Source organism: Mesorhizobium sp. M1399 (assembly GCF_040317735.1).
Classification (GTDB): Bacteria; Pseudomonadota; Alphaproteobacteria; order Rhizobiales; family Rhizobiaceae; genus Mesorhizobium.
The window spans coordinates 220,031-245,732 of sequence record NZ_JAMYKZ010000007.1; the positions used below are offsets into that span (position 1 = coordinate 220,031).

Sequence of the window (25,702 nt, forward strand, 5' to 3'; positions counted from 1 at the left end):
CGGGCGCGGCTCACGCAACGTCGAGGCAGAGATATTTGAGATCGGTAAAGGCTTCGAGCCCGTGACGCGAGCCCTCGCGGCCGATGCCGGACTGCTTGACGCCGCCGAAGGGGATCGGCGCGCCGGTGATCTTGACGCGGTTGATGGCGACCATGCCATAGTCGAGCGCGCGACCCATGCGCAATTGCCTGCCGCCATTCTCAGTCACGACATAGGCAACCAGGCCGTATTCGGTGGCGTTGGCGCGGGCGATGACCTCGTCCTCGCTGTCGAAAGGCGTCACTGCCGCAACCGGACCGAAGGTCTCCTCGCGCATGATCAAAGCGTCGTCTCCAACGTCGGCAAGCACGGTCGGCTGGTAAAACAGCGGCCCGGCCGGATGGCGCTTGCCGCCGGTCAGGCAGCGCGCGCCTTTGGCGAGCGCATCGGCCACCTGCTCCTCGACCTTCTTGGCGGCGCGTTCATGCATCAAGGGTCCGATTTCGGTGTCGTCAGCCAGGCCATTGCCGGCCCGCAATGCCTGGACGCGTTTGGCGAAAGCAGCGCAGAACCGATCGTATAGCGGACGCTGGACATAGATGCGGTTGGCGGCGAGGCAGTCCTGGCCGGAGGTGGCGAATTTGGCGTCGACCGCGATGGCCACAGCCTTGTCGAAATCGGCGTCGGCGAAGACGATCAGCGGCGCATGACCGCCGAGCTCCATCACCAGACGCTTCATCGTCGGCGCACTCTGCGCGGCGATCAACCTGCCGACCTCGGTCGAGCCGGTGAAGCTCATGGCGCGAACGCGCGGGTCTTCGCACATCCGCCCAACGATGGTCGAAGCCTTGCCGGTGAGGACGTTGAACACGCCAGCCGGCAGGCCGGCACGTTCGCCAAGCTCGGCCAGCGCCAGTGCGGACAGCGGCGTTTCCGAGGAAGGGTGCGCGGCGATGGTACAGCCGGCGGCAAGAGCGGCAGCCGCCTTGCGGGTCAGCATGGCCGCTGGAAAATTCCACGGCGTGACCACGCCGACGACGCCGAGCGGCTCGCGCCGCACCATCATCTCCGCGCCCGGCAGATGACTGGTGACGCTTTCGGCGTTGAGGCGTTTGGTCTCCTCGGCATACCATTCGACAAAAGAGGCGGCGTAGTCTATCTCGCCGAGCGATTCCTTCAGCGGCTTGCCTTGTTCTAGCGTCATCAGCAGCGCCAGGTCATTTTTGGCGGCGATGATCAGATCGAACCATTTGCGCAAGATTTTCGAACGTTCCTGCGGCAGCAATGCGCGCCAGGCGGGAAAGGCGCGCGATGCCGCATCGATCGCCGACGTCGTCTGCCGGGCATCGAGCGCGGCAACGAAAGCGACGGTGGATCCGGTGGCCGGATCGGTCACCTCGAAACTCTCCGCGGTCTCGCTTGCCGTCCAGTGGCCATCGACATAGGCGAGTTCACGCAGCAGCCGTCGGTCGGCGAGGCGATCAAGCGCTTCATGGCGCTGCGAGCGGGCAAAATGTGCGGACATCATCGGGCTCCCGGTTCGGGTGACGCCGCAAGACTATCTCTGCCGCGCAAACAGAGAGGCTGTTTCGGTGCCTGCACGTAGAGAGATTGTCTCTATCGCATCGCCCGGGCAGACGATCTCTCCTGTATCAGGAAGATGCGGGCAGCAGATCGGCCACTGGCAGCACACTCTCCTCCTTCACCGTCTTGGTGACGATGTAGGTGAAATAGCGGTCTATGCCGATCTCGCGTTCGAGCAGAGTGTCAACCAGCCGCTGATAGGCGTCGATGTCGCGCGCCATCACCTTCAGCAGGTAATCGACGCCGCCACCGACAGACCAGCAGGCGACGATCTCGGGGATGTCGCGGATGACGCGCTCGAAACGGTCGAAATCGGCTTGGCGGTGGCTGGCCAGCGTCACCTCCATCAGCACGGTGGCGACCGGCGCGATGGCACGCATGGCGATCCTGGCGTGATAGCCGGAGACGATGCCGGCCTTTTCCAGCTTGCGCAGCCGCATCCAACACGGCGTCGGCGACAGGCCGACCTTCTCGGCCAGCGCCAGCTTGGTGATGCGCCCGTCGCGCTGGATGGCGTCGAGGATTTTCAGGTCGATCGGATCGAGTTTCGCTGCAGCCATGATCGTCCACTTCCAGTGCCGGACACCATGATGGCGCATTATTTCGATTGTCAATTGCACTGATTTCGATCTCTAATAAGTCATGACATTATGGCGACCAGATCCCGCTCTTATCCGGCGGCCGGCCTACCAATCGCTCGCCGACCAGTTCGCGCGGGCCATCCATGACGGGCGCCTGGCCAATGGCGCCCGGTTGCCGACGCACCGGCAGCTGGCCGACGATCTCAAACTTTCCGTGCAGACGGTCAGCCGCGCCTATGAGGAACTGATCCGCCGCGGGCTGGTGTCCGGCGAGGTCGGCCGCGGCAGCTTCGTGCAGACGCAGCGCCGCGAGCCGGAGCCGCCCTATTTGCCGGAGCGGCTGGGTGAGGTCATCGACCTCTCTATCCTGAAGCCGGTCTGCGAACCGATGCATCTGGAGCGGCTGAAGCAGGCGCTGGGCTGGCTCGCCGAAAACCTGCCGTCGAGCTCGGCGCTGTCGTTCAGGCCGAACATGGTGTTCCCGCGCCACCGCGCGGTGGGTGTCGAGTGGCTACGCTTCTGCGGCCTCGACGCGTCGCCGCAGAACATCAGCCTGACCAACGGCGCCACCGCAGGGATGACAGTGGCGCTGATGAGCGTGGCGCCGCCCGGTTCGACCGTCGCCACCGAGGCGATCGGCCATCACACACTGATCCCGCTGGCGCGTTATCTCGGTTTCAACCTCGAGGGTTTGCCGATCGACGACAATGGCCTGATCCCGGAAGCGCTGGACGAGGCCTGCCGGCTGTCGGACATCCGCGCGGTGTTCGTGCAGCCCTCGGTGATCAACCCTACGGCGACGCTGATGGACGCCGCCCGGCGCGAACAGATTGCCGCCGTTGCGCGCAGGCATGACATCGCCATTATCGAAAACGACGTCCTCGGCCCGCTGGTCGAGGACCGGCCGCCGCCGGTCGCGGCGTTTGCACCCGAGCGCACGCTCTACGTCACCTCCTTCACCAAGATCGTGGTGCCGGGCCTGCGCATCGGCTATCTCGCGGCACCCGATCGTTATGTCGCCGCGGTTGCCAACCGCCACCTCGTCTCGAACTGGATGGCGACGCCGCTGGTGGCCGAGATCGCCACCAAATGGGTGACCGACGGCACCGCGATGGAACTCGTTCGATGGCAGCGGATGGCTTTGCGGCGGCGTCTGGACATCGCCGCCGAGGCGCTCGCCGGAGTGGACTATCGGGCTCATCGCGACGGGCTGCATGTCTGGCTGCAACTGCCCGATGATCGCGGCGAGGAAGGCTTTGTTTCCCAGGCCCGCCTGCAGGGCGTGGCGATCGCGCCCGGCACGTCGTTTCGCATTTCGCAGATGCCTTGGCATCCAGCCGTGCGGATTTCGCTGGGCTCGACCACGGAGGGGGAACTGCGTGCCGGTCTCGGCGTTGTCACCAAGCTTCTGCTCGGCGATCCCGAGCATCTCCTGCTTGCGATCTAGGCAACAATTGGCGGGGAATTGTGCGGAGTCCGAAATATTGTCATGATATTATTTTCTTGATTGACATGATTTGCCGCGATCCGCATCGTTAAAGGTACAGCTTCTCCAGCACGGGAAATTCATTGTCGGCGCCCATCATCAAGATCGACGGCATTTCGAAAAGCTTCGGCACCTTCAAGGTGCTGGATGGCCTCTCGATGCAAGTCATGCCCGGCGAGAAGCTGGCGCTGATCGGCCCGTCGGGTTCGGGCAAGACGACGATCCTGCGCATCCTGATGACGCTCGAGCGCATTGACAGCGGCCACATCCAGGTCGACGGCGAGCAGTTGTACCATATGGAGCGCAACGGCCGGCTGCTGACGGCGGATGAACGGCATTTGGCAAAGATGCGCCAGAAGATCGGCATGGTCTTCCAACTGTTCAATCTGTTTCCGCACAAATGCGTCATCGACAATGTGACGCTGGCACCGATGCTGACCAAAGCCATGCCGCGGGCCGCCGCCGAAAAGCGGGCGATGGAGCTGCTCGACATGGTCGGCATGGTCGACAAGGCCAAGGCGATGCCGGCGCAGCTTTCCGGCGGCCAGAAGCAGCGCGTCGCGATTGCCCGGGCGCTGGCGCTGTCGCCGAAGATCATGCTGTTCGACGAGGTCACCTCGGCGCTCGACCCGGAACTCGTCGACGAGGTGCTCAACGTCATGCGCAAGCTCGCCGCCGAGACCGATATGACCATGCTGCTGGTCACCCACGAGATGGGTTTCGCCCATGACTTCGCCGACCGGGTGCTGTTCTTCGATCGCGGCAGAATAGTCGAGGAAGGCAAGCCCGACGAGATTTTCCGCCATCCCAAACAGGAGCGTACGCAAGGTTTCCTGAAGAAGATCATTGCGGCCGGACATCGGGTCTGACTGCCATGCGAGGCGGCGACGCCTCAAGCAAGCCAAGAAGACAGACAAACAAGGAGTTGGGAACAATGAAGAAATTTGCCATTTTGGCCGGCGTCGCCGGTATTGCGCTGACGGCGGTGCTGGCCGCCTCGACGACCGGCTCGGCCGATGACAGCAAGCTCGAAGAGCTCAAGGCGCAAGGCTTTGCCCGCGTCGCCATCGCCAACGAGCCGCCCTATACGGCGGTTGCCGCCGACGGCAAGGTCTCGGGTGCGGCGCCTGACGTTGCCCGTGAAATCTTCAAACGCCTTGGCGTCAACGACATCGTCGCCTCTATCTCGGAATATGGTGCCATGATCCCCGGCTTGCAGGCCGGCCGTTTCGACGTCGTCACCGCCGGCCTGTTCATGAAGCCGGAACGTTGTGCTGCGGTCGCCTATTCGGAACCGGTGCTGTGCGACGCCGAGGCGATGCTGGTGAAGAAGGGCAACCCGAAGGGCTTCAAGAGCTACGAGGACGTCGCCAAGGACACCAGCGCGACGATCGGCGCACCCGGTGGCGGCACAGAGGAAAAGCTGGCGCTCACCGCAGGTGTGCCGCGCGAGCGCGTCATCGTCGTGCCGGACGGCCAGAGCGGCCTGAAGATGCTGCAGGACGGCCGCATCGATGCCTATTCACTGCCAGTGCTGTCGATCAACGACCTGGTCAAGAAAGCCAATGATCCGAACCTCGAAGTCATCGCGCCGGTGGTCGGTGCGCCGGTCTATTGCGATGGCGCGGCCTTCAAAAAGGGCGACGAAGCGCTACGTGATGCCTATGATGTCGAGCTGGCGAAACTGAAGAAGTCCGGCGAGTTCGCCAAGATCATCGAACCCTACGGCTTCTCGGCGGCGGCGGCGATGTCGACGAGCCGCGACAAGCTCTGCTCGGCGAAGTAGGCGCGTTCTTCCTTCTCCCCGTTGACGGGGAGAAGGTGGCCCGAAGGGCCGGATGAGGGGCGACGCCCAGCTTTTGACAGATTGGCTCTGCCCCTCATCTGCCTGCCGGCATCTTCTCCCCGTGAACGGGGAGAAGGACGCTGAAGTGATCGCCTCGCCAAATATTCAATGCGGAGCCCTTTCGACCAATGACCCAATGGTCCGGCTATTTCGGCCTGATTTTGCAAGGAGCGCTTGTCACCATCGAGCTGACGCTGATGGGGTCGGTGCTGGCCTTGATCATGGCCTTTCTTGCCGGGCTGGGGCGGCTGTCGCGGTTTTTTGTGCTACGCGCGCTGGCCACCGCCTATATCGAGTTCTTCCGCGGCACCTCGATCTTCGTGCAGCTGTTCTGGGCCTATTTCGTGCTGCCTTTCGCCGGCATCTCGCTGACGCCGCTGCAGGCCGGCGTGCTGGCGCTGGGCCTGAATGTCGGGGCCTATGCGGCGGAAGTGGTGCGCGGCGCCATCAAGTCGATCGGCCGCGAACAATACGAGGCCTGCACCGCGCTCAATCTCGGCCGCTGGCAAGCCATGCGCCATATCATCCTGCCACAGGCACTGCTGGTGATGCTGCCGACCTTCGGCAACAACGCCATTGAATTGCTCAAGGCCACCGCCGTCGTCTCGCTGATCTCGCTTGCCGACCTGACCTTCCAGGCGCAGGTGGTGCGCTCGCAGACCGGCAACACGCTGGTGCCGTTCAGCACCATTCTCGTCATCTATTTCGTGCTGGCGCTACTCATCTCATGGGGCGTGCGGTCGCTGGAACGCCGCATGGCGCGCGGCCTCGACGGGGTGCGCGTCTGATGGATCGGGCTCTGTAATGGAATGGGATTGGGATTTTGTCCGGCAGATCCTGCCGACGCTGATCCAGGGGGTGAAGATCACCATCCTGGCGACGCTGCTCGGCTCGGTGCTGGCGGCCATCGTTGGGCTGGGCATCGCGTTGGCGCGCCGTTCGCCGAACAGGGCTCTGTCGCGCACGATCGGCTTCCTTGCCGAGTTCATCCGCGGCACGCCGCTATTGGTGCAGCTCTATTTCATCTTCTACGTGCTGCCGGATTTCGGCGTCCTGTTGCCGCCGCTGGTGGCGGGCGTCATCGGTCTCGGGCTGCATTACGGCACCTACACAGCCGAGGTCTACCGCGCCGGCATCGATAATGTGCCGCGCGGCCAATGGGAAGCGGCCAAGGCCTGCAATCTGAACGCCACGCAGACCTGGACGCACATCATCATGCCGCAGGCGATCCCGCCGATGATCCCGGCGCTTGCCAATTATTTCATCGCCATGTTCAAAGAGACGCCGCTGCTGTCGGCGATCACCGTGCTGGAACTGATGAACCAGGCCAAGAGCGTCGCCAATACCTATTATCGGTATATCGAACCGATCACCTTGGTCGGCGCCTTCTTCCTCGCCATCAGCCTGTTCTCGGTGGTGCTGCTGCGCTGGCTGGAACACCGTTATGGGCGGATCGAACGATGAGCGCTGCACCCGATATCCGCCTGCGCTCGGCCCGTCCAGCGCTCGATGCACGTCCGCTGGAAAAGCGGGTCGGCCTGATTATCCTTGCCACCGACCATACGAGCGAACCGGATTTTCACCGCATGGTGGCAAGCGATCGTATCGGCGTCTATGTCGCGCGTATTCCCTACGCCAACCCGACGACGCCGGAGAATTTGCGCAAGATGCAGCCGTCACTGACGGCGGGCGCGGCCCTGATCCTTCCTGACGAACCGCTCGATGCGATCTGCTATTCCTGCACCTCGGCCTCCGTCGTGATCGGCGATGCCGAAATCGAGGCGGCGGTGAAGGCCGCGAAACCCGGCGCGCCGGTGGTGACGCCGCCGATGGCCGGAGTGCGCGGCCTGAAGGCGCTGGGCGCCAGGACAATCAGCATCCTCACCCCCTATACGGTCGAGACGAGCCGGCCAATGGCGGCCTATTTCGCGGCACACGGTTTCGAGATCGCCAGCTTCACTTGCCTCGGCTTCGAGGATGACCGCGAGATGGCGCGGATTGCGCCGAAATCCTTGGTCGATCTGGCCCGCGAGGCGACGGCCCCGCAGGCCGACGCGCTGTTCGTGTCCTGCACGGCGCTGCGGTCGGCGCTGGCAGTTGTCGGTATGGAAGAAGCCATCGGCCGTCCCGTCGTCACCAGCAACCAGGCGACAGCCTGGAATTGCCTGCGGCTTTGCGGCGACGACGAGCCACGCCCCGAATTCGGCCGCCTGATGACGCTGCCGTTGAACTGATTGCAGAGCCATGACCACGTCCAGGATAAGCCTCTCCGACATCCGCGCCGCACGCGAGCGCATCGCAGGCAAGGTCGAGCGCACGCCGACCGTCACTTCCCCGAGTCTTTCCCAACACTTGGACGCTCCTGTTTATCTCAAGCTCGAACATCGGCAGACCACCGGCGCCTTCAAGTTGCGCGGTGCCTCGAACGCTATCGCCTCGTTGACAGAAGAGGAGAGCGCGCGCGGCGTCGTCGCGGCCTCGACCGGCAACCATGGCCGGGCGCTTGCCTATGCCGCTCGACTGCAAGGCATCCACGCGACGATCTGCATGTCGCGGCTGGTGCCTGAGAACAAGCTCGAGGAAATCCGTCGGCTCGGCGCCGAGATCCGCATCGTCGGCAACAGCCAGGACGATGCGCAGCGGGAGGTCGAACGGCTGGTCGCGGAAGAGGGGCTGATCATGCTGCCGCCTTTCGATCATCCTGCGGTCGTTGCCGGGCAAGGAACACTTGGGCTGGAGATCATGGAACAAGTTGCGGACGCCGCGCTGGTGTTGGTGCCGCTTTCCGGCGGTGGGCTGGCGGCTGGCGTTGCCGCTGCCGTCAAGGGCGTCAGCCCGGCAACGAGGGTCATCGGCGTTTCGATGGCGCGCGGTGCGGCGATGAAGGCAAGCCTCGACGCCGGGCATCCGGTGTCGGTCGAGGAACTGCCGACGCTGGCCGACTCGCTCGGCGGCGGCATTGGGCTCGACAACCGGCTGACCTTCGCCATGTGCCGTGATCTGCTCGATGATGTGATCCTGCTCAGCGAGGACGAGATCGCCGCCGGCATCCGCCATGCTTATGAGCAGGAGCGCGAGATCGTCGAAGGCGCCGGCGCGGTCGGCATTGCGGCTGTGCTTGCCGGCAAGGTCGGGGCGAACGGCCCGACGGTGCTCGTGCTGTCCGGCCGCAACATCGACATGACACTGCACCGCAAGATCATTTGCGGCGAAGCAATTGCGGAGAGCGCAGCATGAGCCGGATGACGATCCTCACCGAAGCTGAATTGCGCAAGATCGTGAAGCTCGATCTCGATGCCGTCGCCTGTGTCGAGAACGCGTTTCGCGCGCTCGCCACCTTGCCAGTGGCGATGCCGCCAATCCTGCGGCTCGACATTCCCGAGCATCGCGGCGAGGTCGATGTCAAGACCGCCTATGTGCCGGGCATCGACGGTTTTGCGATCAAGATCAGCCCCGGCTTTTTCGATAATCCGAAGCTCGGCCTGCCTAGCGTCAACGGCATGATGGTGCTGCTGTCGGCGAAGACCGGGCTGGTCGAGGCGCTGCTGCTCGACAATGGCTATCTCACCGACATCCGCACGGCGGCGGCCGGCGCGGTCGCCGCCAAACATCTGTCGCGTCCGGACTCCTCCGTTGCCGCAATCTTCGGCGCCGGTGTTCAGGCCGGACTGCAGCTCGAGGCGCTGATGCTGGTGCGGTCGATCACCGAGGCTCGGATCTGGGCAAGGGATGCCGCCAAGGCCGAAGCCGCGGCGGACGCATTGTCCGAAAGACTGGGCATCGCCGTTCACGCCGAGCCGGACGCGGCAAAGGCTGCGGCCGATGCCGACATCATCGTCACCACGACGCCGTCGACCGAGCCGCTGATCAAGGCCGGCTTCGTCTCCGCCGGCCAGCACATCACCGCGATGGGCTCGGACGCGGAGCACAAGAACGAGATCGCGCCGGCGATCCTGCGCATGGCCGACCTCTACGTCGCCGACAGTGCGAAACAGACGCGGCTCCTGGGCGAACTGCACCATGCCATCGTGGCGGGCGTGATGGCGGCCGATGCCGAGATCACCGAGCTTGGCCACATCATCGCCGGCGAAAGGCATGGCCGGCGTTCGGACAGCGACATCACCATTGCCGATCTGACCGGCACCGGCGTGCAGGACACGGCGATCGCCACGCTCGCCCGCGACCGTGCGCGTGCAGCCAAGACCGGTACGATTTTCGAAAGCTGATACCGGCCGCAAGGCCCAACAAACGAGGACCAAGAACAATGCAGCCTAATTTGAAATTCTCGCGCGGCGAATATGCGGAGCGCCTCGCCAAGACGCGGAAGGCGATGGAGGCCAAGGGCGTCGATCTGCTTGTTGTCAGCGATCCGTCCAACATGGCCTGGCTGACCGGCTATGACGGCTGGTCGTTCTACGTACACCAGGCGGTCGTCGTGCCACCGTCGGGCGAGCCGGTGTGGTACGGGCGCGGCCAGGACGCCAACGGCGCCAAGCGCACCGCCTATCTCGCGCACGACAACATCGTCGGTTATGCCGACAACTATGTGCAGTCGACCGAGCGCCATCCGATGGATTTTCTGTCCAGCGTGCTCGCCGATCGTGGCTGGGGCAAGCTCAGCATCGGTGTCGAGATGGACAATTACTGGTTCTCTGCCGCTGCCTTCGCATCGCTGCAGAAGCACTTGTCCCATGCCCGCTTCGTCGATGCCACGGCACTGGTCAACTGGCAGCGCGCGGTGAAGAGCCCGACCGAAATCGACTACATGCGCAAAGCCGCCCGCATCGTCGAAGCGATGCACCAGCGCATCGTCGACAAGATCGAAGTCGGCATGCGCAAATGCGACCTGGTCGCCGAGATCTATGATGCCGGCACGCGCGGCGTCGACGGCATTGGCGGCGACTATCCGGCGATCGTGCCGCTGCTGCCGTCAGGCGCCGACGCATCGGCACCGCATCTAACTTGGGACGACAGGCCGATGAAATCGGGCGAGGGCACTTTCTTCGAGATCGCCGGCTGCTACAACCGCTACCATTGTCCGCTGTCGCGCACCGTTTTCCTCGGCAAACCGACGCAGGAATTCCTCGATGCCGAAAAGGCGACGCTGGAAGGCATGGAGGCCGGGCTTGCCGCCGCCAAGCCCGGCAACACCTGCGAGGACATCGCCAACGCCTTCTTCGCGGTTCTGAAGAAATACGGCATCGTTAAGGACAACCGCACCGGCTATCCGATCGGGCTTTCCTATCCGCCGGACTGGGGCGAACGCACGATGAGCCTGCGCCCAGGCGACCGCACCGAGCTCAAGCCCGGCATGACCTTCCATTTCATGACCGGCCTGTGGCTGGAGACGATGGGCTTGGAAATCACCGAATCCATCCTGATTACCGAAACCGGGGTCGCGTGCCTGGCCAATGTGCCGCGCAAGCTGGTGGTGAAGAATTGAGCCCGATGTCCAGCCTTCGCCCATCACCGATCACGCCGAGCGTCGATTTCGAGCGCGACGGCGTGCAGCACGGTTTCTTGCGCCTGCCTTACAGCCGTGACGATTCCGCCTGGGGATCGGTGATGATCCCGATCTGCGTCATCCGCAACGGCAACGGGCCGAGTGCATTGCTCACCGGCGGTAATCATGGCGACGAATATGAGGGGCCGCTGGCGCTTTACGATCTCGCCCGCACGCTCGATCCGAGGCAGGTCAGCGGCACGGTCATCATCGTGCCGGCGATGAATTATCCGGCGTTCCGCGCCGGCACGCGCACCTCGCCGATCGACAAGGGCAATCTCAACCGCAGCTTTCCCGGCCGGCCCGACGGTACGGTGACCGAGAAGATCGCCGATTATTTCCAGCGCGAACTTCTGCCGCGCACCGACATCGCGCTCGATTTCCATTCCGGCGGCAAGACGCTCGACTTCGTGCCGTTCTGCGCCGCCCATATCCGGCCCGACAAGGTGCTGGAAGAGAAGGGGTTCGCTGCGGTTGAAGCTTTCTCGGCACCCTGGTCGATGAAGATGCTGGAGATCGACGCGGTCGGCATGTTCGACACTGCCGCCGAAGAGATGGGCAAGCTGTTCATCACCACCGAGCTCGGCGGCGGCGGAACTTCGCGCGCGGAAACGGTGAGGATCGCGCGTCGCGGCGTGCTCAATGTGCTGCGCCATGCCGGCATCGTCGCCGGCGCGGTCGAGATGCAGCCGACCCGCTGGCTCGACATGCCATCGGGAGATTGCTTCTCGTTCGCCGAGGACGACGGGATGATCGAAACCATGATCGATCTCGGCGAGCCGGTGGCAGAAAACCAGGTGCTGGCGCGCATCCATTCGATCGGCCGCACCGGCGGCGCTCCGCAGGAGATCCGGGCCAAGATGTCCGGTCTGTTGGCGGCGCGGCATTTCCCCGGATTGGTCAAGGCCGGCGACTGTGCTGCCGTGGTGGCCGTGCTGGTCGATTGAGGCTAGGAGGCCGATGTCGGAAACGGCTCGGCCTTGCCTTTAGGGCGGTCGCCGATGGCAAAGACGGCGCTCGCCTCGCTGACGATCGAGACATGGTCCTTGGCGGCTGTTCCGGCGGCCGTACTGTCGCCGCGCATGATTGCGGTAACGATGGCGTCATGCTCTTGCCAGGACTGGGCCAGCCGGCCGGGCAGCATGAATTGCGCGCGCCTGAACGGCGCCAGCCGGCCGCGGGTCATGACGGTCAACTCATAAATGTGCTTGCTGTGCGCGCCGCGATAGAGCCGGGTGTGGAATTCGGTGTTGAAAATCTCATACTCTTCTTCGGCACCGAGCTGCACGAAGCGTGCCGAGGCCCGGTGCTCGGCCTCCAGCGTGCGGCGCTCGCCGGCCGTCATGCGCTCGGCCGAGAAGCGCGCGCAGATCGCTTCAAGCTCGGCCATGCTCTCGAACATCGAGGCGAGGTGCTCCTGCGTCATCACGGCGACGGTGGCGCCGCGGTTCGGCCGCCTTTCGACCAGTCCCATGGCGCTGAGCCGGCTGAGCGCTTCCCTGATAGGCGTGCGTGAGACGTCGAAGCGGGCGGCGAGCGAGGCTTCGTCGAGTTTTTCGCCGGGACGCAGGAAACCGGTAACGATCCGGTCGCTGATCGCCCTCACCATCTGATCGACGGTCGTGCCCGACCTGATCAAATTGCGCTTTGCCGACACGTCTCCTCCGTCCAGTCTCTTCGCGCAGCCATAAGCCACGCACCGGCTTCGATTCCTGCGCAGCTCTGTATGCCTATGTTTTAGCCTTCATGTCAAATTGGCCGCTTTAGAGGCAAAAAGTGTATGCAATTGCTCCGGCTTTGTGCAGGCTACATCGGCACACTCGTTGATATTGCTGAATAAATCCCATTTCTGAAACTGGCACGCTGATTGCATACACTTCTTTCATTGAGGTGTTAACCGGCCCCAAAGGCCCCATAGAGGGAGCATTCACATGACCGAGCGATTCATGCTTAGCCGCCGCGACCTGCTCAAGACTTCCGCCGCCGGAGCGGCGCTCGGTCTTGCGTCCGCATCGTTTCCGATCAGCAGGGCCTTCGCCGCGACCGCAACCGTCGGCTTCATCTATGTCGGGCCAAAGGACGATTACGGCTACAACCAGGCGCATGCCGAAGGCGCCGCCACGCTGAAGGGGATCGAAGGCATTTCCGTCGTCGAAGAGGAGAACGTGCCGGAGACGGTCGACGTGCAGAAGACGATGGAATCGATGATCAATCTCGACGGTGCGTCGCTGATCTTCCCGACCTCGTTCGGCTATTTCGATCCGCATATGCTGGCCATGTGCGCGAAATTCCCCGACGTGCAGTTCCGCCATTGCGGCGGCATGTGGAACAAGGACAAGCATCCGATGAATGCCGGTTCCTATTTCGGCTATATCGGCATGGGCCAGTATCTGAACGGCGTCGTCGCCGGCCACACCAGCAAAACCAAGAAGCTCGGCTTCGTCGCGGCAAAGCCGATCCCGCAGGTGCTGCTCAACATCAATTCCTTCCTGCTCGGCGCGCGCTCGGTCGACCCGACCATCACCTGCCAGGTGATCTTCACCGGCGAGTGGTCGCTGGCGGTCAAGGAGGCGGAGGCCACCAATGCGCTGGTCGACCAGGGCGCCGACGTCATCACCTGTCATGTCGACAGCCCCAAGGTGGTGGTCGAGACGGCGGCCGGGCGTGGCGCCTTCATCTGCGGCTATCATGCCAACCAGAGCCCGCTGGCGCCGGAGAAATACCTGACCGGCGCGGAATGGAACTGGGCCAAGGTCTACAAGATGTTCGTCGACGATCTCGTGGCCGGCACGCCGCTTCCCAATTTCACGCGCGGCGGCCTGGCCGACGGTTTCGTCAAGATGAGCCCGCTCGGCCCCGCCGTCGGCGAGGCCGCCCGCAAGCAGTTCGACGGCACGCTGGCCGAAATGATGAAAGGCGGATTTTCGGTCATCAAGGGTCCGTTGAAGAGCAACAAGGGCGTCGTCGTCGCGACCGAAGGCCAGGCCTTCGTCGAGACCGCGCTCGAACTGGAAAGCATGGACTACCTCGTCGAGGGCGTGGTCGGTTCGACCGCCTGAACCGGATCGGAGACGGGGCCATGGCAGACACGGTCAGTACCGCGAGCGCACCAGCGCTGTTTGGCGCCAGGAATTATCCGGCGGCACTCGAATGGGTGGCACGGCGGGCGGAAGCCTTCGTCATACCGCTCGCGGCGCTGATCGTCGGCATGGCGCTGTTCAGCCTGTTCATCGCGCTGGTCGGCAAATCACCGGTGCAACTCTACGTGACGATGTGGCGCGGCGGCTTCGGCTCCTGGTTCTCGATCCAGAACTCGCTGTCGCGGGCCGCACCGCTTTTGCTGGCAGCGCTCTGCGTGGCGCTGCCGGCTCGGCTCGGCCTCGTCGTCATCGGCGGCGAAGGCGCGATCGTGCTGGGCGGCGTTGCCGCCGCCGCCATCGGCGTCGCGGCGAATGGCGCGCCGGCTTTCGTGGTCATCCTGTTGATGGGCGTGGCGGGCGTGGTCGCCGGCGGCATCTGGATAGGTGCCGTCGGCGCACTCCGCCACTACCGCGCCGTCAACGAAACCATATCCAGCCTGCTGATGGCCTATATCGCCATCGCGCTGATGAACCATCTGGTCGAAGGGCCGCTGCGCGATCCGGCCTCGCTCAACAAACCCTCGACCGAGCCGCTGGCGGATGCCTACCGCATCGGCAACATTCCAGGCATGGACGTGCACTGGGGCCTTGTCGTCGGCATCGTCGCCTGCGTCCTGTCCTGGCTGTTGATCGAAAAGACGCGCTGGGGGTTTGCCGCCCGCATTGCCGGCGGCAATGTCAGGGCGGCCCAGGTGCAAGGGCTTGCCGTCGGCCCGCTGATCGTCGGCTTTACCGGGCTCGCCGGCGGCTTTGCCGGACTGGCCGGCATGCTGGAAGTCGGCGCCGTGCAAGGCAGCGCCAACGCCTCTCTCGCCGCCGGCTACGGCTATACCGGCATCCTCGTCGCCTTCCTCGCCCGCCACAATCCGCTCGCCATCATCCCGGTCGCTTTCCTGCTCGGCGGCATCGGCGCTTCCGGCGGGCTGATCCAGCGCCGCATGGACCTGCCCGACGCCACCGTGCTGGTGCTGCAAGGCATGCTCTTCGTGGTCATCCTGTTCAGCGAAACCTTTTACGGCCGCTTCAAGGTTTTCAATCCCGATCTGTGGAAGAGGGGCTCCTGATGGACGCGACCGAGATCGGCCTGTGGGGCGTGCCGCTCGCCATTCTCGGCGGCGCCATCCGCGTCTCGACGCCGTTCATCTTCGTGTCGCTCGGCGAAGCCATCACCGAGCGCTCCGGCCGCATCAATCTCGGCCTCGAAGGCACGCTGGTCTTCGGCGCAATGACCGCCTATGCGGTAGCAGTGGTGACCGGCTCGCCATGCCTCGGCGTGCTGGCTGCCGCCGGTGCCGGTCTTTGCTTCGGGCTGTTCCATGGCTGGATCTGCAAATTCCGCGGGGTTAACGACATCGCCATCGGCATCGCGCTGATGCTGTTCGGCTCGGGTCTCGCCTTCTTCTTCGGCAAGCCGTTCATCCAGCCCTCGGCGCCAGACCTGCCGGCCATCGCCTTCGGTGGCTGGTCGAATATTCCGCAGGTGCAGGCGGCGCTCAACGTCAACGTGCTGTTCCTGATCGGGGCCGCACTTGCGCTGTTCCTGTGGTGGGCCTTCCGTAACACCCGCGCCGGCCTGATCGTACGCGTCGTCGGCGACAGCTCCGATGCGGCGCGCGCCATGGGCCTCAATCCCAACACCGTGCGCCTGCTTGCGACAGGCGTCGGCGGCGCGCTCGCCGGCATCGGCGGCGCCTATCTGTCGCTCTATTACCCCGGCAGCTGGACCGAACGCATCTCGTCGGGGCAGGGGCTGATGGCGGTGGCGCTGGTCATCTTCGCACGCTGGAACCCGCTCGGCTGCTTTGCCGCGGCACTGTTGTTCGGCGGCGCCGGGGCGCTAGGCCCGGCGTTGCAATCGGTCGGGGTAACGCAGGGCTACTATCTCTTCTACGCCGCACCTTACATCCTCACGCTCATCATCATGATCGCCACCTCGTCGCCGAGCCGCTCGCTTGCCGGCGCGCCGGGCGAGTTGTCGATCACCAAATGACTGGAGTTTTCCCGATGAACGCCAGAGCCGAGATCACCCAGCGCTACATCGACGCCGACCCTTATCCATGGCCCTACAATGGCGAGCTGCGGTCGGACAATACGGCTCTGATCATCATCGATATGCAGACCGATTTCTGCGGGCCGGGCGGCTATGTCGATCATATGGGCTACGATCTTTCGCTGGTGCGGGCGCCGATCGAGCCGATCAAGTCGGTGCTTGCAGCCATGCGGGCCCAGGGCTACACCATCATCCACACGCGCGAGGGCCACCGGCCCGATCTCGCCGACCTGCCGGCCAACAAGCGCTGGCGCTCACGCCGCATCAATGCCGGCATTGGCGACCCCGGACCTTGCGGGCGCATCCTGGTGCGCGGCGAACCAGGCTGGGATATCATCCCCGACCTCTATCCGGCGGCGGGCGAACCGATCATCGACAAGCCGGGCAAGGGCTCGTTCTGCGCCACCGATCTGGAGCTGATCCTGCACCAGCGCGGCATCGAAAACATCGTGCTGACCGGCATCACCACCGATGTCTGCGTCCACACGACCATGCGCGAGGCCAATGATCGCGGCTTCGAATGCGTGATGCTTGAGGACTGCTGCGGCGCGACCGACTACGGCAACCATCTCGCCGCGATCAAGATGATCAAGATGCAGGGCGGCGTGTTCGGCGCGGTGTCGAGCTCGGCGTCCTTCGTCGCGCAGCTGCCGTGAGGGGGCGATCTTGAGCGGAACCATCGTCAAGAAAGCCGTCGGCGTCGAGACTATCGGCATGACCATGCGCTTCGGCGCCTTCACCGCGCTGGACGATGTCTCGATCAAGGTGCCAGCGGGATCATTCCATGCGCTGCTTGGCGAAAACGGTGCCGGCAAGTCGACGCTGGTCAAATGCATGATGGGTTTTTACCGCCCGACCGCCGGCGACATGCTGGTCGATGCCCGCGAGGTCGCGATAGCCAGCCCGAAGGATGCCTCGGCGCTCGGGCTAGGCATGGTCTATCAGCATTTTACCCTCGTCCCGTCGCTGACCGGTGCGGAAAACCTGGTCATTTCCCGCGAGAAAGTGCCGGGCGTCATCGACTGGCGCAAGGAGCGCGCCGCACTTGCGCAATTCATGCAGCGGATGCCGTTCAAGCTGCCGCTCGACGTCAAGGTGGCGGAACTTGCGGCCGGCGAGAAGCAGAAGCTCGAAATCGTCAAGCAGCTCTATCTCGGCCGCAGTTTCCTGGTGCTCGACGAGCCGACTTCGGTGCTCACCCCTGGCGAGGCACAGGAAGTGCTTGGCCTGGTGCGCGACATGACCAGGACAGGCGACCTCACCGTGCTGATGATCTCGCACAAATTCCACGAGGTGACGGCCTTTGCCGACGACATCACCGTGTTGCGCAAGGGCAGGCTGACCGGAACCGGAAAGGTCTCCGAACTTTCGCACAAGCAGATGGCGGCGATGATGATCGGCGACCAACCGATTGCAGCACTCGACAGTCGCGCTCCGGTGCCGGCCGGCGCCAGGCAGGTGCTGACGGTAAAGTCGCTGAAGGCGCCTGACCGCACCGGCTTGAAAAGCATCGACATCGGCGAGCTCGACGTGAAGTCCGGCGAGATCGTCGGCATCGCCGGCATCTCCGGCAACGGCCAGAAGGAGTTTCTCGAAGTCCTTGCCGGACAGCGGGCACGCAATGCGGGCGACGTTCTGGTGAAAGGCTCGCCCTATGGTGCCAGCCGCAGCGAGGCGCGCACGCTCAATGTCCGCTTCATTCCGGAGGAGCCATTGCGCAATGCCTGCGCACCGCGGATGACGGTGGCCGAAAACATGGCCTTCCGGACCTTCGACCTCAACGAGGCCGGCAAGCCGGTCAACTGGATCAGGATGAGCGCGATCAGGGACTACGCGGCCCGTCTTGTCGAACAGTTCAAGGTCAAGACGGCCTCGCTCGCTTCGCCGATTTCATCATTGTCGGGCGGCAATGTGCAGCGCGCGGTGCTGGCGCGGGAACTGACCGGCGAGGTCGATTTGCTCATCGTGTCGAACCCCTGCTTCGGCCTCGACTTCTCCGCCGTCGCCGAAATACGCGCCCGCATCATGAAGGCGCGCAATGCCGGTGCTGCAGTGCTTTTGATGTCGGAGGACCTCGACGAGCTGCTTGAGCTCTCGGACCGCATCTTCGTCATGTCGGATGGCGCGCTGGTCTACGAGACGCCGATCGCGCAGGCGAGCGTGCAGACGATCGGCGAGCACATGGCGGGACATCATTGATGGCGGAGATCGAGGCGCTGCCGTTCCCGTTTGCCTTCAAGCCTGAGGCGATGGCGCTGGTCGTCATCGACATGCAGCGCGATTTCGCCGAGCCCGGCGGCTTCGGCGCCAGCCTCGGCAACGACGTCAGCCGGATCACGGCGATCGTGCCGACGGTGAAAAGGCTGCTCGAAGGGTTTCGCGCCGCTGGCCTGCCGGTGATCCACACGATGGAGTGCCACAAGGCAGATTTTTCGGATCTGCCGCCGGCCAAGCGCAATCGCGGCAATCCGTCGATCCGCATCGGCGATATCGGTCCCATGGGTCGCGTGCTGATCGTCGGCGAACCGGGAACGGCGATCCTCGATGAACTTGCACCATTGCCTGGCGAGATCGTCATCGAAAAACCCGGCAAGGGCGCGTTCTATGCCACCAGCTTCGGCGATGACCTCAAGCGGCTCGGCGCACAGCAACTGGTCTTTGCCGGGGTGACGACGGAGGTCTGCGTGCAGACGACGATGCGCGAGGCCAACGACCGCGGCTATGAATGCCTGCTGGCGGAGGATGCGACGGAGAGCTATTTTCCGGAGTTCAAGACGGCAGCCCTTGCCATGATCAGGGCGCAGGGCGCGATCGTCGGCTGGACGGCGACAACGGACCAGGTGCTCGAGGGAATTTCCAATGCCTAACATTGCATACCAGGCCCTCATCCAAGGGGGCTGGCGTGATCTGCCATTCGAGCCTTTTCGCGAAGGCATCACGGTGCATTGGCTGCTCAAGGGGGGATCGACGGAACCGTCGGTCGCGATTCTCAACTACCGGGCGGGCGCCGGCGTGCCGCGTCACCGCCACGCCGGGCTGGAAACGATCATCGTGCTGGAAGGCTCGCAGAGCGACGAGAACGGCGATTATGCAGCGGGCAGTGTGATCCTGAACCCGGTTGGAACCGAGCATTCGGTGTGGACAAAAGACGGCTGCGTCGTACTCATCCAGTGGAACCTGCCGGTCGTCATTCAGGGCGAGGCCGAATGAGCGACATCCGCTTCGACATAGCGAGCCTGCACGCCGCCTATCAGGCCGGCCTCAGTATTGGCGATATAATCGATACGGTCCATGCGCGGCTCGCGGCGGCCGATGACCCGGGCATCTTCATCCATCTGGCGAGCAGGGCGGAGATGCTTGCCGAGGCGGAAAAGCTCGGCCCGTTCGATCCGTTGGCAAAGCCACTGTGGGGCGTTCCGTTCGCGGTCAAGGACAACATCGATGTTGCCGGCATGCCGACCACGGCGGCCTGCGCGGAATATGCCTACTTGCCGGCGAACGACGCCACCGTCGTCGCGCGGCTCAAGGCCGCCGGCGCGCTGGTCGTCGGCAAGACCAATCTCGACCAGTTCGCTACCGGCCTGGTCGGCGTGCGCACGCCCTATCCAATCCCGAGGAATGCGATCGACCCGACACTGGTGCCGGGCGGCTCCTCATGCGGCTCGGCCGTGGCGACGGCGCGTGGCATCGTCTCGTTCGCGCTCGGCACCGACACCGCCGGTTCGGGCCGCATACCCGCCGGCCTCAACAACATCGTCGGGCTGAAGCCGAGCGTCGGCGCGCTGTCGGCCGCCGGCGTCGTGCCGGCCTGCCGCACGCTCGACTGCGTCTCCGTCTTCGCACTCAACGTCGACGACGCCTACAGCGTGTTCGAGGTCGCGGCGGCGAAGGACGACGCCGATCCCTATTCACGTGACCTCGGCATCCAACCGCTTGCCGCGCGCCCACCGGTGCTGACGGTTGGCGTGCCGGCCAAGGCCGATCGGACGTTCTTCGGCGACCAGGCGATGCAGGCGGGCTTCGAGGCCGCTCTTGCCTCGCTGGAGACGCTGGGCTGCAGGCTGGTCGAAATCCCGTTCGGCGATTTCTACGCCACCGCCAATCTGCTTTACGAGGGCGCCTGGGTGGCCGAGCGTTACACCGCGATCAGGGACTTCATGGATGCCAACGAGGCGGCCATGCATCCGGTGACGCGGCAGATCATCGGCGGTGCGCGAAAACTTTCCGCAGCGGACGCCTTCAACGGGCTCTATGCCTTGCAGGCCTACAAGGCCAAGCTTGCGCCGGTTATCGCCTCGGTCGATCTTTTCTGTGTGCCGACCGCGCCGACGCATTACACAGTCGAAGCGGTGTTGGCTGACCCTATCGTCACCAACAGCCGGCTCGGCACCTACACCAACTTCGTCAATCTGCTCGACATGTGCGGCATCGCCGTGCCGACCGGAACCCGCAGCGACGGTTTGCCGATGAGCGTCACCTTGCTTGCCGCGGCGGGCAAGGACCATCTGACGGCGTCGCTTGCGCGCGATGTCCATGCGGCAAGCGGCCTTGCGCTGGGCGCTACCGGCTGGCCGCTGCCGCCGCGTGGCGATATCCGCGTGGACGTGGATGAAGGCACGATCGAGCTGGCCGTGGTCGGCGCGCATCTATCGGGGATGGCGCTGAACGGCCAGTTGCAGCAGCTCGGCGCGATTTTCGCCCGGGCTGCGAGAACGGCGCCGCTCTACCGGCTTTACGCACTCGCCGGCCAGTCGGTGTCGAGACCGGGGCTCGAGCGCACCTGCAATGGCAAGGGCACAGCCATCGAGGTCGAAGTCTGGCGGCTGTCGCCGCAAGCCTTCGGTCGCTTCGTCGCGGCGATCCCGCCGCCGCTCGGCATCGGGACGCTTCTGCTCGACGACGGAACTTCGCCGAAAGGCTTCCTCGTTGAAAGTGCCGGCCTTACCGATGCAGAAGAGATTTCGCATTTCGGCGGCTGGCGCAATTTCATGGGGGATCAGCAGCTGCGGAGCTGACGCCATCACTCGACCTTTTGCCGGAACTTCGAGTGGCAGCTCGAGCAATCCTGCAAGATGAGATGCAGGAGGTGCTCCGCCGGCAATTTGGCGGGATCGGCTTCCGCCGTCCCCGGTCGCTTGCCAAGCAGGCTGCCACCGCCCATCGCCGGGCCGGAACCCATTCTCATGTCGTCGGTAATGCGCGGCGGCACCCGCTCGGCGTCGGAGGCCAGGGCGCTGGCCAGCGTCCCGATGTGGCGAGCCAGCCCTTCGAACTCCGCGCGGGCAGGGTCGATATCCAGCTTGGCGCCTGAAGGCGCACCCAATGTCGCGCTGGGGAATTCGGCAATGAGGGAAGGGCCGGTGCGGGCGCGGATGGCCTCGGCCGCCGCTTGGAAAGCCGCGGCGTCATACGCCCGCTTGCCGTCGAACATCCCGGCGATCGCCTTTGCCGCCGCAGCCATTTCCTTCATCGAGGCCTGGCGAGCCTCGATGACCGCATCACGGCTCGAATGGGCGGCAGCGAGCACGACAGAGACGCAGGCAAGCGACAGCACTGTTAGAGCGGCTGCGAGCCTCACTGGGCCACGCCTTGTCCCGCCAACTCGTCGATGATCGGGCACTCCGGCCGCTCGTCGCCGTGGCAGTGACTGACCAGATGGTGAAGCAAGCCACGCAATCCGACCAGTTCGGCGATCTTCCTGTCGATCTCCACCAACTTGGCTTTCGCGATCGCCTTCACGTCAGCGCTGTCACGTTCCCTGTCTTGGTACAGCGAGAGCAACTGGCGGCATTCGTCGACCGAAAACCCCAGGCTTCGCGAGCGCTGCAGGAAGCGCAGCCGGTGAATATCGGCCGTCGAGTAATCGCGATAGCCATTGTCTGTCCGGGCCGGGTGCAAGAGCCCGATGTCCTCGTAGTAGCGGATCGTCTTGGCCGGTAGGCCGGATTTTTCGGATGCGACGCCGATGTTCATATCGGAAATCTCCTTTATCGGAGGAAATAGACCTTCCAGTAGATGGAAGGTCAACATGATGTGGCGATTTTGGATGCCCGACGCAACCGCCCGCCGGCTCCAACCGTTTGCCTGCCAACAGCGCATACTGAACCTTCGGGGAGAAATCAGTTTTCGGAAACGTTTATCGAACAGCGCTCAAACTCGGCGCCCGGCACCAGGTACCGATCAGCAAGGACCCTCCGGCGGCACGTTACGCCGTGCAGACGCCGAGGAGATAGAACATGCCCGTCAAGGCCTATATCAACCGGATCGCGACAGCGGTGCCGGAGCACGAGGTTCATCAATTCTACCTGCGTTTCGCGGCCTCGATGCTCGCGGCCGATCGCCGGAGGATCTTCGAACGCATGGCCGATCTTGCCGGCATCGAGCACCGCTATTCCTGCTTTGCGCCGGCGTCCGATCCCGAAGGACCATCCGCCGACCTGGCCGGGACCTTCATTCGGGGCGCGTTTCCCGGAACGGCCATGAGAATGGCGATGTTCGACGATGCCGCACCTGTTCTGGCGCAAAAGGGCATCGACGGATTGCAACTTGGCGGCGACGCTTCCCGCATCACCCATCTTATCGTCACTACCTGCACCGGTTTTTCGGCGCCGGGCATCGATCTCGAGCTGGTTGCGCGTTGCGGGCTGCCGAACGGGGTCGAACGCACGATGATCGGTTTCATGGGTTGCTACGCGGCGATCAACGGCCTCAAGCTGGCGCGTCACATCGTCCGCTCCGACCCGCAGGCCAAGGTCCTGCTGGTCAATATCGAGCTCTGCACGATGCACCTGCGTCAAACCACCGAACTGGAAAAACTGCTGTCGTTCTGCCTCTGGGGAGACGGCTGTGCGGCTGCGCTCATCACTTCCGAGCCGCTCGGCATCGAGCTCGATAGCTTTCACTGTCTGGTGGCGAGGGAGCGGCGGGATCTGATGCGCTGGAATATTCGCGACCACGGATTCGAAATGGTTCTTTCCGGCCAAGTGCCGGCAGCGATTCATGAAGCGTTGCGGAGCAACCAGGCCGCCATCCTCGGTGGCCGGCCGACCGAGGCGATCGACCTTTGGGCCGTGCACCCGGGTGGGCGTTCGGTGCTCGATGCCGTCGAAAGGGCTCTGGAACTGGAGCCCACCGCGCTGGAACCATCGCGCGCGGTGTTGCGCCAATACGGGAACATGTCGTCGGCGACCGTCATGTTCGTGATGAAAGAGATGCTGAAGGCGCCTGCCGGCCTGCTCGGCTGCGGCATGTCGTTCGGACCCGGGCTGACGGCCGAAACCATGCTCTTTCGAACGGTGTCATGAGCGGCCTGGAGCATCGGCAGCTTGCGCCGGAAATCCTTGACGGCCTTGCGGCCGACGATCCGCGAGCGCTGACCGCGCGCCGCGACCTTCGGCGCATCAATATGCTGATGTTTCAGGTGCCGATCATGACGTCGTTGCTCAGGAGGTTTGTGCCAAAGCCGCCACGCCGCATTCTGGAGATCGGCGCCGGCGATGGCTCCTTCATGCTGGCGGTGGCGCGGCGCATGGCCAGGCATTGGCCTGGGGTCGAACTGATGATGCTCGACCGCGTCAGCCTCGTCACCGCGCAATTGCGCGGCGATTTTGACAGGCTGGGATGGAAGGCTGAAGGGATCACCGCCGATGTCTTCGACTGGGCAGGAAAGATCGAGGGCGCACGGTTCGACGCCGTCACGGTCAATCTGTTCCTGCATCATCTCGACGATGCGCAGCTCGTGCGTCTGTTTTCGCTGATCAGGCCGAAAGCCCCGTTGCTGCTGGCGACTGAGCCGTTGCGGGCGAAACTGGCGCTGGCCGCGACCCGTCTTCTCCCGGCAATCGGCGCCAATGACGTCACACGAAACGATGCGGCGCAAAGCGTGCGTGCCGGCTTTCGCGGCAGCGAGCTTTCCGGTCTCTGGCTTGCGGCCAACGGCAAACCGGTCGAGGAGCGGCGCGCCGGCCTCTTCTCCCACATCTTCGTCGGCGCCAGTGCCGGCAGCGACTCATGACGCGATTGTCGACTCATGACGCGATCGTCATCGGTGCCGGCCCGGCGGGGACGTCCGTCGCGCTCACGCTGGCCCGGCGCGGATGGGCCGTGGCAATTGTGGAAAAGACCGCATTTCCGCGCCGCAAGGTCTGCGGCGAATACATCTCGGCAAGCAATCTTGCGCTTCTCGACCAGCTGGAGATCGGCGATGCCTGGCGTACCGATGCCGGCCCCGAAATCCGCCGCGTCGGTTTGTTTTCCGGCGAAACCTGCGTCGAGGCGGCAATGCCACGTGCAGGAGCTGGGCCTCCTGCAAAAGACGGCTTCGGCCGGGCACTCGGCCGGGACATTCTCGACTCTCTGCTTTTGCAGACGGCGCGATCGGCGGGTGTCGAAATCTTCCAGCCCTGCCGCGCCGTCGCCATCGACCGGGACGGCGAGATGCAAAGGGTACGAATTCAAGCCGGGGACGAAACGGCGATGTTGCGCGCCCCGGTGATTGTCGCCGCACACGGCTCCTGGGAACCGGGGCCGCTGCCCAGCCAGCTCGCAAAGGCCAATCGCCCGTCGGACCTGCTCGGCTTCAAGGCGCATTTCACCGGGTCGTCGCTGGCGCCGGATTTGATGCCTCTGCTGGCCTTCCCCGGCGGCTATGGCGGCATGGTCTCGGCCGATCATGGCCGCTTGTCGATCTCGTGCTGCATTCGCCGCGATATGCTGGCGCGGTTGCGTAAACAACATGGCCCCAAACACCGGAGCCATGTGCCGGCCGCCGATGCGGTCTCCCGCCATCTCGTCGACTCATGCCGGGGCGTGCGGGACGCTCTGGAACCGGCGCTTCTCGACGGTCCGTGGCTTGCCGCAGGTCCGATCCGGCCGGGAATTCGCTCGTTCTACGAAGAGGACATCTTCCGCGTCGGCAACGCAGCCGGAGAGTCTCATCCTGTTATCGCCGAGGGTATCTCGATGGCGCTGCAGTCCGGCTGGCTGCTGGCTTGCGAACTCGCATGCGCGCCAGGTGGCCGAGCAGGGCGCGAGGCTGCCGCCAGGCGCTATGAGGGGGCCTGGAAAAGACTGTTTTCGACACGGGTCTACGCTGCCGCGGCCCTTGCCGGAATTGCCCTTCGCCCCGGCAGCGCCACCTTGATGGCGGCGATCGTCCGGAATTTCCCGCAGACACTGACACTGGGCGCGCAACTGAGCGGCAAGACCAAGCGGGTTCCCGGCTTTGCCTGACGAGTGACGCGGCGTCGTGCTGCCCTGGTCGCCTTACATGCCACCGCCACAGTTGGCAGCAGCTGGCTCCTTCTCCCCGGAATTTGTCATCGCATAGTCGTATACCTGACTGCGTCCGCGGCTTCAGGTTCGCAGGTATTTGACCAAGGCTGCAATCGCGAGCAAGAGGGCGACGAACACCAGGACCCAGACGAGTGCCATGCCGCCCATCATCCACGTATCCATTGGACCATTCATCATTGCAATCACCTTTACGGTCAGTGAAGGCCCGCCTTCGTCGGTAAGCATCGGCGACTGCGAAG

28 protein-coding genes are annotated in these 25,702 nt (G+C 64.2%); 21 read left to right on the plus strand and 7 right to left on the minus strand.

All coding sequences use genetic code 11. The features are described 5' to 3' along the window. Positions 1-10: 10 nt before the first annotated feature. Both NKH05_RS14315 and NKH05_RS14320 read right to left on the minus strand, forming a co-directional pair. Positions 11-1,504: an NAD-dependent succinate-semialdehyde dehydrogenase gene (locus NKH05_RS14315; RefSeq protein WP_352484029.1), complete on the minus strand. Its 1,494-nt coding sequence runs from the start codon at positions 1,502-1,504 to the stop codon at positions 11-13. A gap of 127 nt (positions 1,505-1,631) precedes the next feature. After that, entirely contained in the window at positions 1,632-2,123 is a 492-nt protein-coding gene (locus NKH05_RS14320; protein ID WP_352484028.1) for an Lrp/AsnC family transcriptional regulator, read from the minus strand. Positions 2,124-2,205: 82 nt separating this feature from the next. On the opposite strand from NKH05_RS14320, the gene ehuR reads away from it, so the two are divergent. The 10 genes from ehuR (at position 2,206) to doeB (ending at position 11,926) form a co-directional block, all read left to right on the plus strand. After that, positions 2,206-3,591, plus strand: a complete 1,386-nt coding sequence (gene ehuR / locus NKH05_RS14325) for a MocR-like ectoine utilization transcription factor EhuR (RefSeq protein WP_352484027.1) — start codon at positions 2,206-2,208, stop codon at positions 3,589-3,591. Between the two features lie 122 nt (positions 3,592-3,713). Further along, positions 3,714-4,499 (plus strand): ectoine/hydroxyectoine ABC transporter ATP-binding protein EhuA, encoded by a 786-nt coding sequence (ehuA, locus tag NKH05_RS14330; protein WP_023720656.1) that lies wholly within the window; start codon positions 3,714-3,716, stop codon positions 4,497-4,499. A gap of 65 nt (positions 4,500-4,564) precedes the next feature. Then, positions 4,565-5,416, plus strand: coding sequence for an ectoine/hydroxyectoine ABC transporter substrate-binding protein EhuB (gene ehuB, locus NKH05_RS14335; protein ID WP_352484026.1), 852 nt, complete (start codon positions 4,565-4,567; stop codon positions 5,414-5,416). A gap of 188 nt (positions 5,417-5,604) precedes the next feature. Continuing rightward, the gene (ehuC, locus tag NKH05_RS14340) at positions 5,605-6,264 is read left to right on the plus strand and encodes an ectoine/hydroxyectoine ABC transporter permease subunit EhuC (RefSeq protein ID WP_023720654.1); all 660 of its coding nucleotides are present in this window, start codon (positions 5,605-5,607) and stop codon (positions 6,262-6,264) included. Between the two features lie 16 nt (positions 6,265-6,280). Continuing rightward, positions 6,281-6,940 carry an ectoine/hydroxyectoine ABC transporter permease subunit EhuD gene (gene ehuD / locus NKH05_RS14345; protein ID WP_023720653.1) on the plus strand — a complete coding sequence of 220 codons (660 nt, stop codon included), beginning with the start codon at positions 6,281-6,283 and terminating at the stop codon, positions 6,938-6,940. Continuing rightward, entirely contained in the window at positions 6,937-7,710 is a 774-nt protein-coding gene (gene eutA, locus NKH05_RS14350) for an ectoine utilization protein EutA (RefSeq protein ID WP_352484025.1), read from the plus strand. Before ehuD ends, eutA begins: the two co-directional genes overlap by 4 nt. A 10-nt stretch (positions 7,711-7,720) precedes the next feature. Next, the gene (gene eutB / locus NKH05_RS14355; RefSeq protein ID WP_352484024.1) at positions 7,721-8,713 is read left to right on the plus strand and encodes a hydroxyectoine utilization dehydratase EutB; all 993 of its coding nucleotides are present in this window, start codon (positions 7,721-7,723) and stop codon (positions 8,711-8,713) included. Then, positions 8,710-9,702 (plus strand): cyclodeaminase, encoded by a 993-nt coding sequence (locus NKH05_RS14360; RefSeq protein ID WP_352494462.1) that lies wholly within the window; start codon positions 8,710-8,712, stop codon positions 9,700-9,702. Before eutB ends, NKH05_RS14360 begins: the two co-directional genes overlap by 4 nt. A 38-nt stretch (positions 9,703-9,740) precedes the next feature. Then, positions 9,741-10,919, plus strand: coding sequence for an ectoine hydrolase DoeA (gene doeA, locus NKH05_RS14365; RefSeq protein WP_352494461.1), 1,179 nt, complete (start codon positions 9,741-9,743; stop codon positions 10,917-10,919). Between the two features lie 5 nt (positions 10,920-10,924). Beyond that, positions 10,925-11,926, plus strand: a complete 1,002-nt coding sequence (doeB, locus tag NKH05_RS14370; protein WP_352494460.1) for a N(2)-acetyl-L-2,4-diaminobutanoate deacetylase DoeB — start codon at positions 10,925-10,927, stop codon at positions 11,924-11,926. Positions 11,927-11,928: 2 nt separating this feature from the next. Here the strand turns inward: doeB and NKH05_RS14375 are convergent, their stop codons facing one another. Further along, on the minus strand, positions 11,929-12,588 hold the full coding sequence (locus NKH05_RS14375) for a GntR family transcriptional regulator (protein ID WP_352494540.1): 660 nt from the start codon (positions 12,586-12,588) through the stop codon (positions 11,929-11,931). 322 nt (positions 12,589-12,910) lie between these two features. Here NKH05_RS14375 and NKH05_RS14380 point away from each other — a divergent pair, with 322 nt between their 5' ends. Genes NKH05_RS14380 through atzF form a run of 8 tightly spaced genes read left to right on the plus strand, consistent with a single transcriptional unit; the run spans position 12,911 to position 21,184 of the window. Further along, a complete protein-coding gene (locus NKH05_RS14380) occupies positions 12,911-14,038 on the plus strand; it encodes a BMP family ABC transporter substrate-binding protein (RefSeq protein WP_352484020.1) in 1,128 nt (375 codons plus the stop codon). A gap of 20 nt (positions 14,039-14,058) precedes the next feature. After that, positions 14,059-15,183: an ABC transporter permease gene (locus NKH05_RS14385; RefSeq protein WP_023720645.1), complete on the plus strand. Its 1,125-nt coding sequence runs from the start codon at positions 14,059-14,061 to the stop codon at positions 15,181-15,183. Beyond that, positions 15,183-16,109: an ABC transporter permease gene (locus tag NKH05_RS14390; protein ID WP_352484019.1), complete on the plus strand. Its 927-nt coding sequence runs from the start codon at positions 15,183-15,185 to the stop codon at positions 16,107-16,109. The genes NKH05_RS14385 and NKH05_RS14390 overlap by 1 nt, the downstream gene beginning before the upstream one ends. Before the next feature lie 14 nt (positions 16,110-16,123). Next, a complete protein-coding gene (gene biuH / locus NKH05_RS14395; RefSeq protein ID WP_023720643.1) occupies positions 16,124-16,825 on the plus strand; it encodes a biuret amidohydrolase in 702 nt (233 codons plus the stop codon). A gap of 10 nt (positions 16,826-16,835) precedes the next feature. Beyond that, positions 16,836-18,368: an ABC transporter ATP-binding protein gene (locus tag NKH05_RS14400; RefSeq protein ID WP_023720642.1), complete on the plus strand. Its 1,533-nt coding sequence runs from the start codon at positions 16,836-16,838 to the stop codon at positions 18,366-18,368. Further along, positions 18,368-19,036 carry a cysteine hydrolase family protein gene (locus NKH05_RS14405; RefSeq protein WP_023720641.1) on the plus strand — a complete coding sequence of 223 codons (669 nt, stop codon included), beginning with the start codon at positions 18,368-18,370 and terminating at the stop codon, positions 19,034-19,036. Before NKH05_RS14400 ends, NKH05_RS14405 begins: the two co-directional genes overlap by 1 nt. Further along, positions 19,029-19,379, plus strand: a complete 351-nt coding sequence (locus NKH05_RS14410; RefSeq protein ID WP_023720640.1) for a cupin domain-containing protein — start codon at positions 19,029-19,031, stop codon at positions 19,377-19,379. Before NKH05_RS14405 ends, NKH05_RS14410 begins: the two co-directional genes overlap by 8 nt. Further along, the gene (gene atzF, locus NKH05_RS14415; protein WP_353025586.1) at positions 19,376-21,184 is read left to right on the plus strand and encodes an allophanate hydrolase; all 1,809 of its coding nucleotides are present in this window, start codon (positions 19,376-19,378) and stop codon (positions 21,182-21,184) included. The genes NKH05_RS14410 and atzF overlap by 4 nt, the downstream gene beginning before the upstream one ends. Before the next feature lie 5 nt (positions 21,185-21,189). Here atzF and NKH05_RS14420 read toward each other — a convergent pair whose 3' ends face one another. From NKH05_RS14420 to NKH05_RS14430, 3 genes are all read right to left on the minus strand, one after another. Continuing rightward, a complete protein-coding gene (locus NKH05_RS14420) occupies positions 21,190-21,747 on the minus strand; it encodes a cytochrome c (protein ID WP_023720638.1) in 558 nt (185 codons plus the stop codon). Continuing rightward, positions 21,744-22,142, minus strand: a complete 399-nt coding sequence (cueR, locus tag NKH05_RS14425; protein WP_031194477.1) for a Cu(I)-responsive transcriptional regulator — start codon at positions 22,140-22,142, stop codon at positions 21,744-21,746. The genes NKH05_RS14420 and cueR overlap by 4 nt, the downstream gene beginning before the upstream one ends. A gap of 146 nt (positions 22,143-22,288) precedes the next feature. After that, a complete protein-coding gene (locus NKH05_RS14430; RefSeq protein WP_353025628.1) occupies positions 22,289-22,555 on the minus strand; it encodes a hypothetical protein in 267 nt (88 codons plus the stop codon). Between NKH05_RS14430 and NKH05_RS14435 the strand changes: the two genes are divergently transcribed. Genes NKH05_RS14435 through NKH05_RS14445 form a run of 3 tightly spaced genes read left to right on the plus strand, consistent with a single transcriptional unit; the run spans position 22,493 to position 25,400 of the window. After that, positions 22,493-23,473, plus strand: a complete 981-nt coding sequence (locus tag NKH05_RS14435) for a type III polyketide synthase (RefSeq protein WP_353025623.1) — start codon at positions 22,493-22,495, stop codon at positions 23,471-23,473. The genes NKH05_RS14430 and NKH05_RS14435 overlap by 63 nt on opposite strands. Next, positions 23,470-24,183 (plus strand): methyltransferase domain-containing protein, encoded by a 714-nt coding sequence (locus NKH05_RS14440; protein ID WP_023720635.1) that lies wholly within the window; start codon positions 23,470-23,472, stop codon positions 24,181-24,183. The genes NKH05_RS14435 and NKH05_RS14440 overlap by 4 nt, the downstream gene beginning before the upstream one ends. Next, complete coding sequence (locus NKH05_RS14445) at positions 24,180-25,400, plus strand: NAD(P)/FAD-dependent oxidoreductase (protein WP_352589566.1); 1,221 nt, start codon at positions 24,180-24,182, stop codon at positions 25,398-25,400. Before NKH05_RS14440 ends, NKH05_RS14445 begins: the two co-directional genes overlap by 4 nt. Positions 25,401-25,523: 123 nt before the next feature. On the opposite strand, the gene NKH05_RS14450 is transcribed toward NKH05_RS14445, so the two are convergent. Next, positions 25,524-25,688 carry a hypothetical protein gene (locus tag NKH05_RS14450; RefSeq protein WP_352589569.1) on the minus strand — a complete coding sequence of 55 codons (165 nt, stop codon included), beginning with the start codon at positions 25,686-25,688 and terminating at the stop codon, positions 25,524-25,526. Positions 25,689-25,702: the final 14 nt, after the last annotated feature.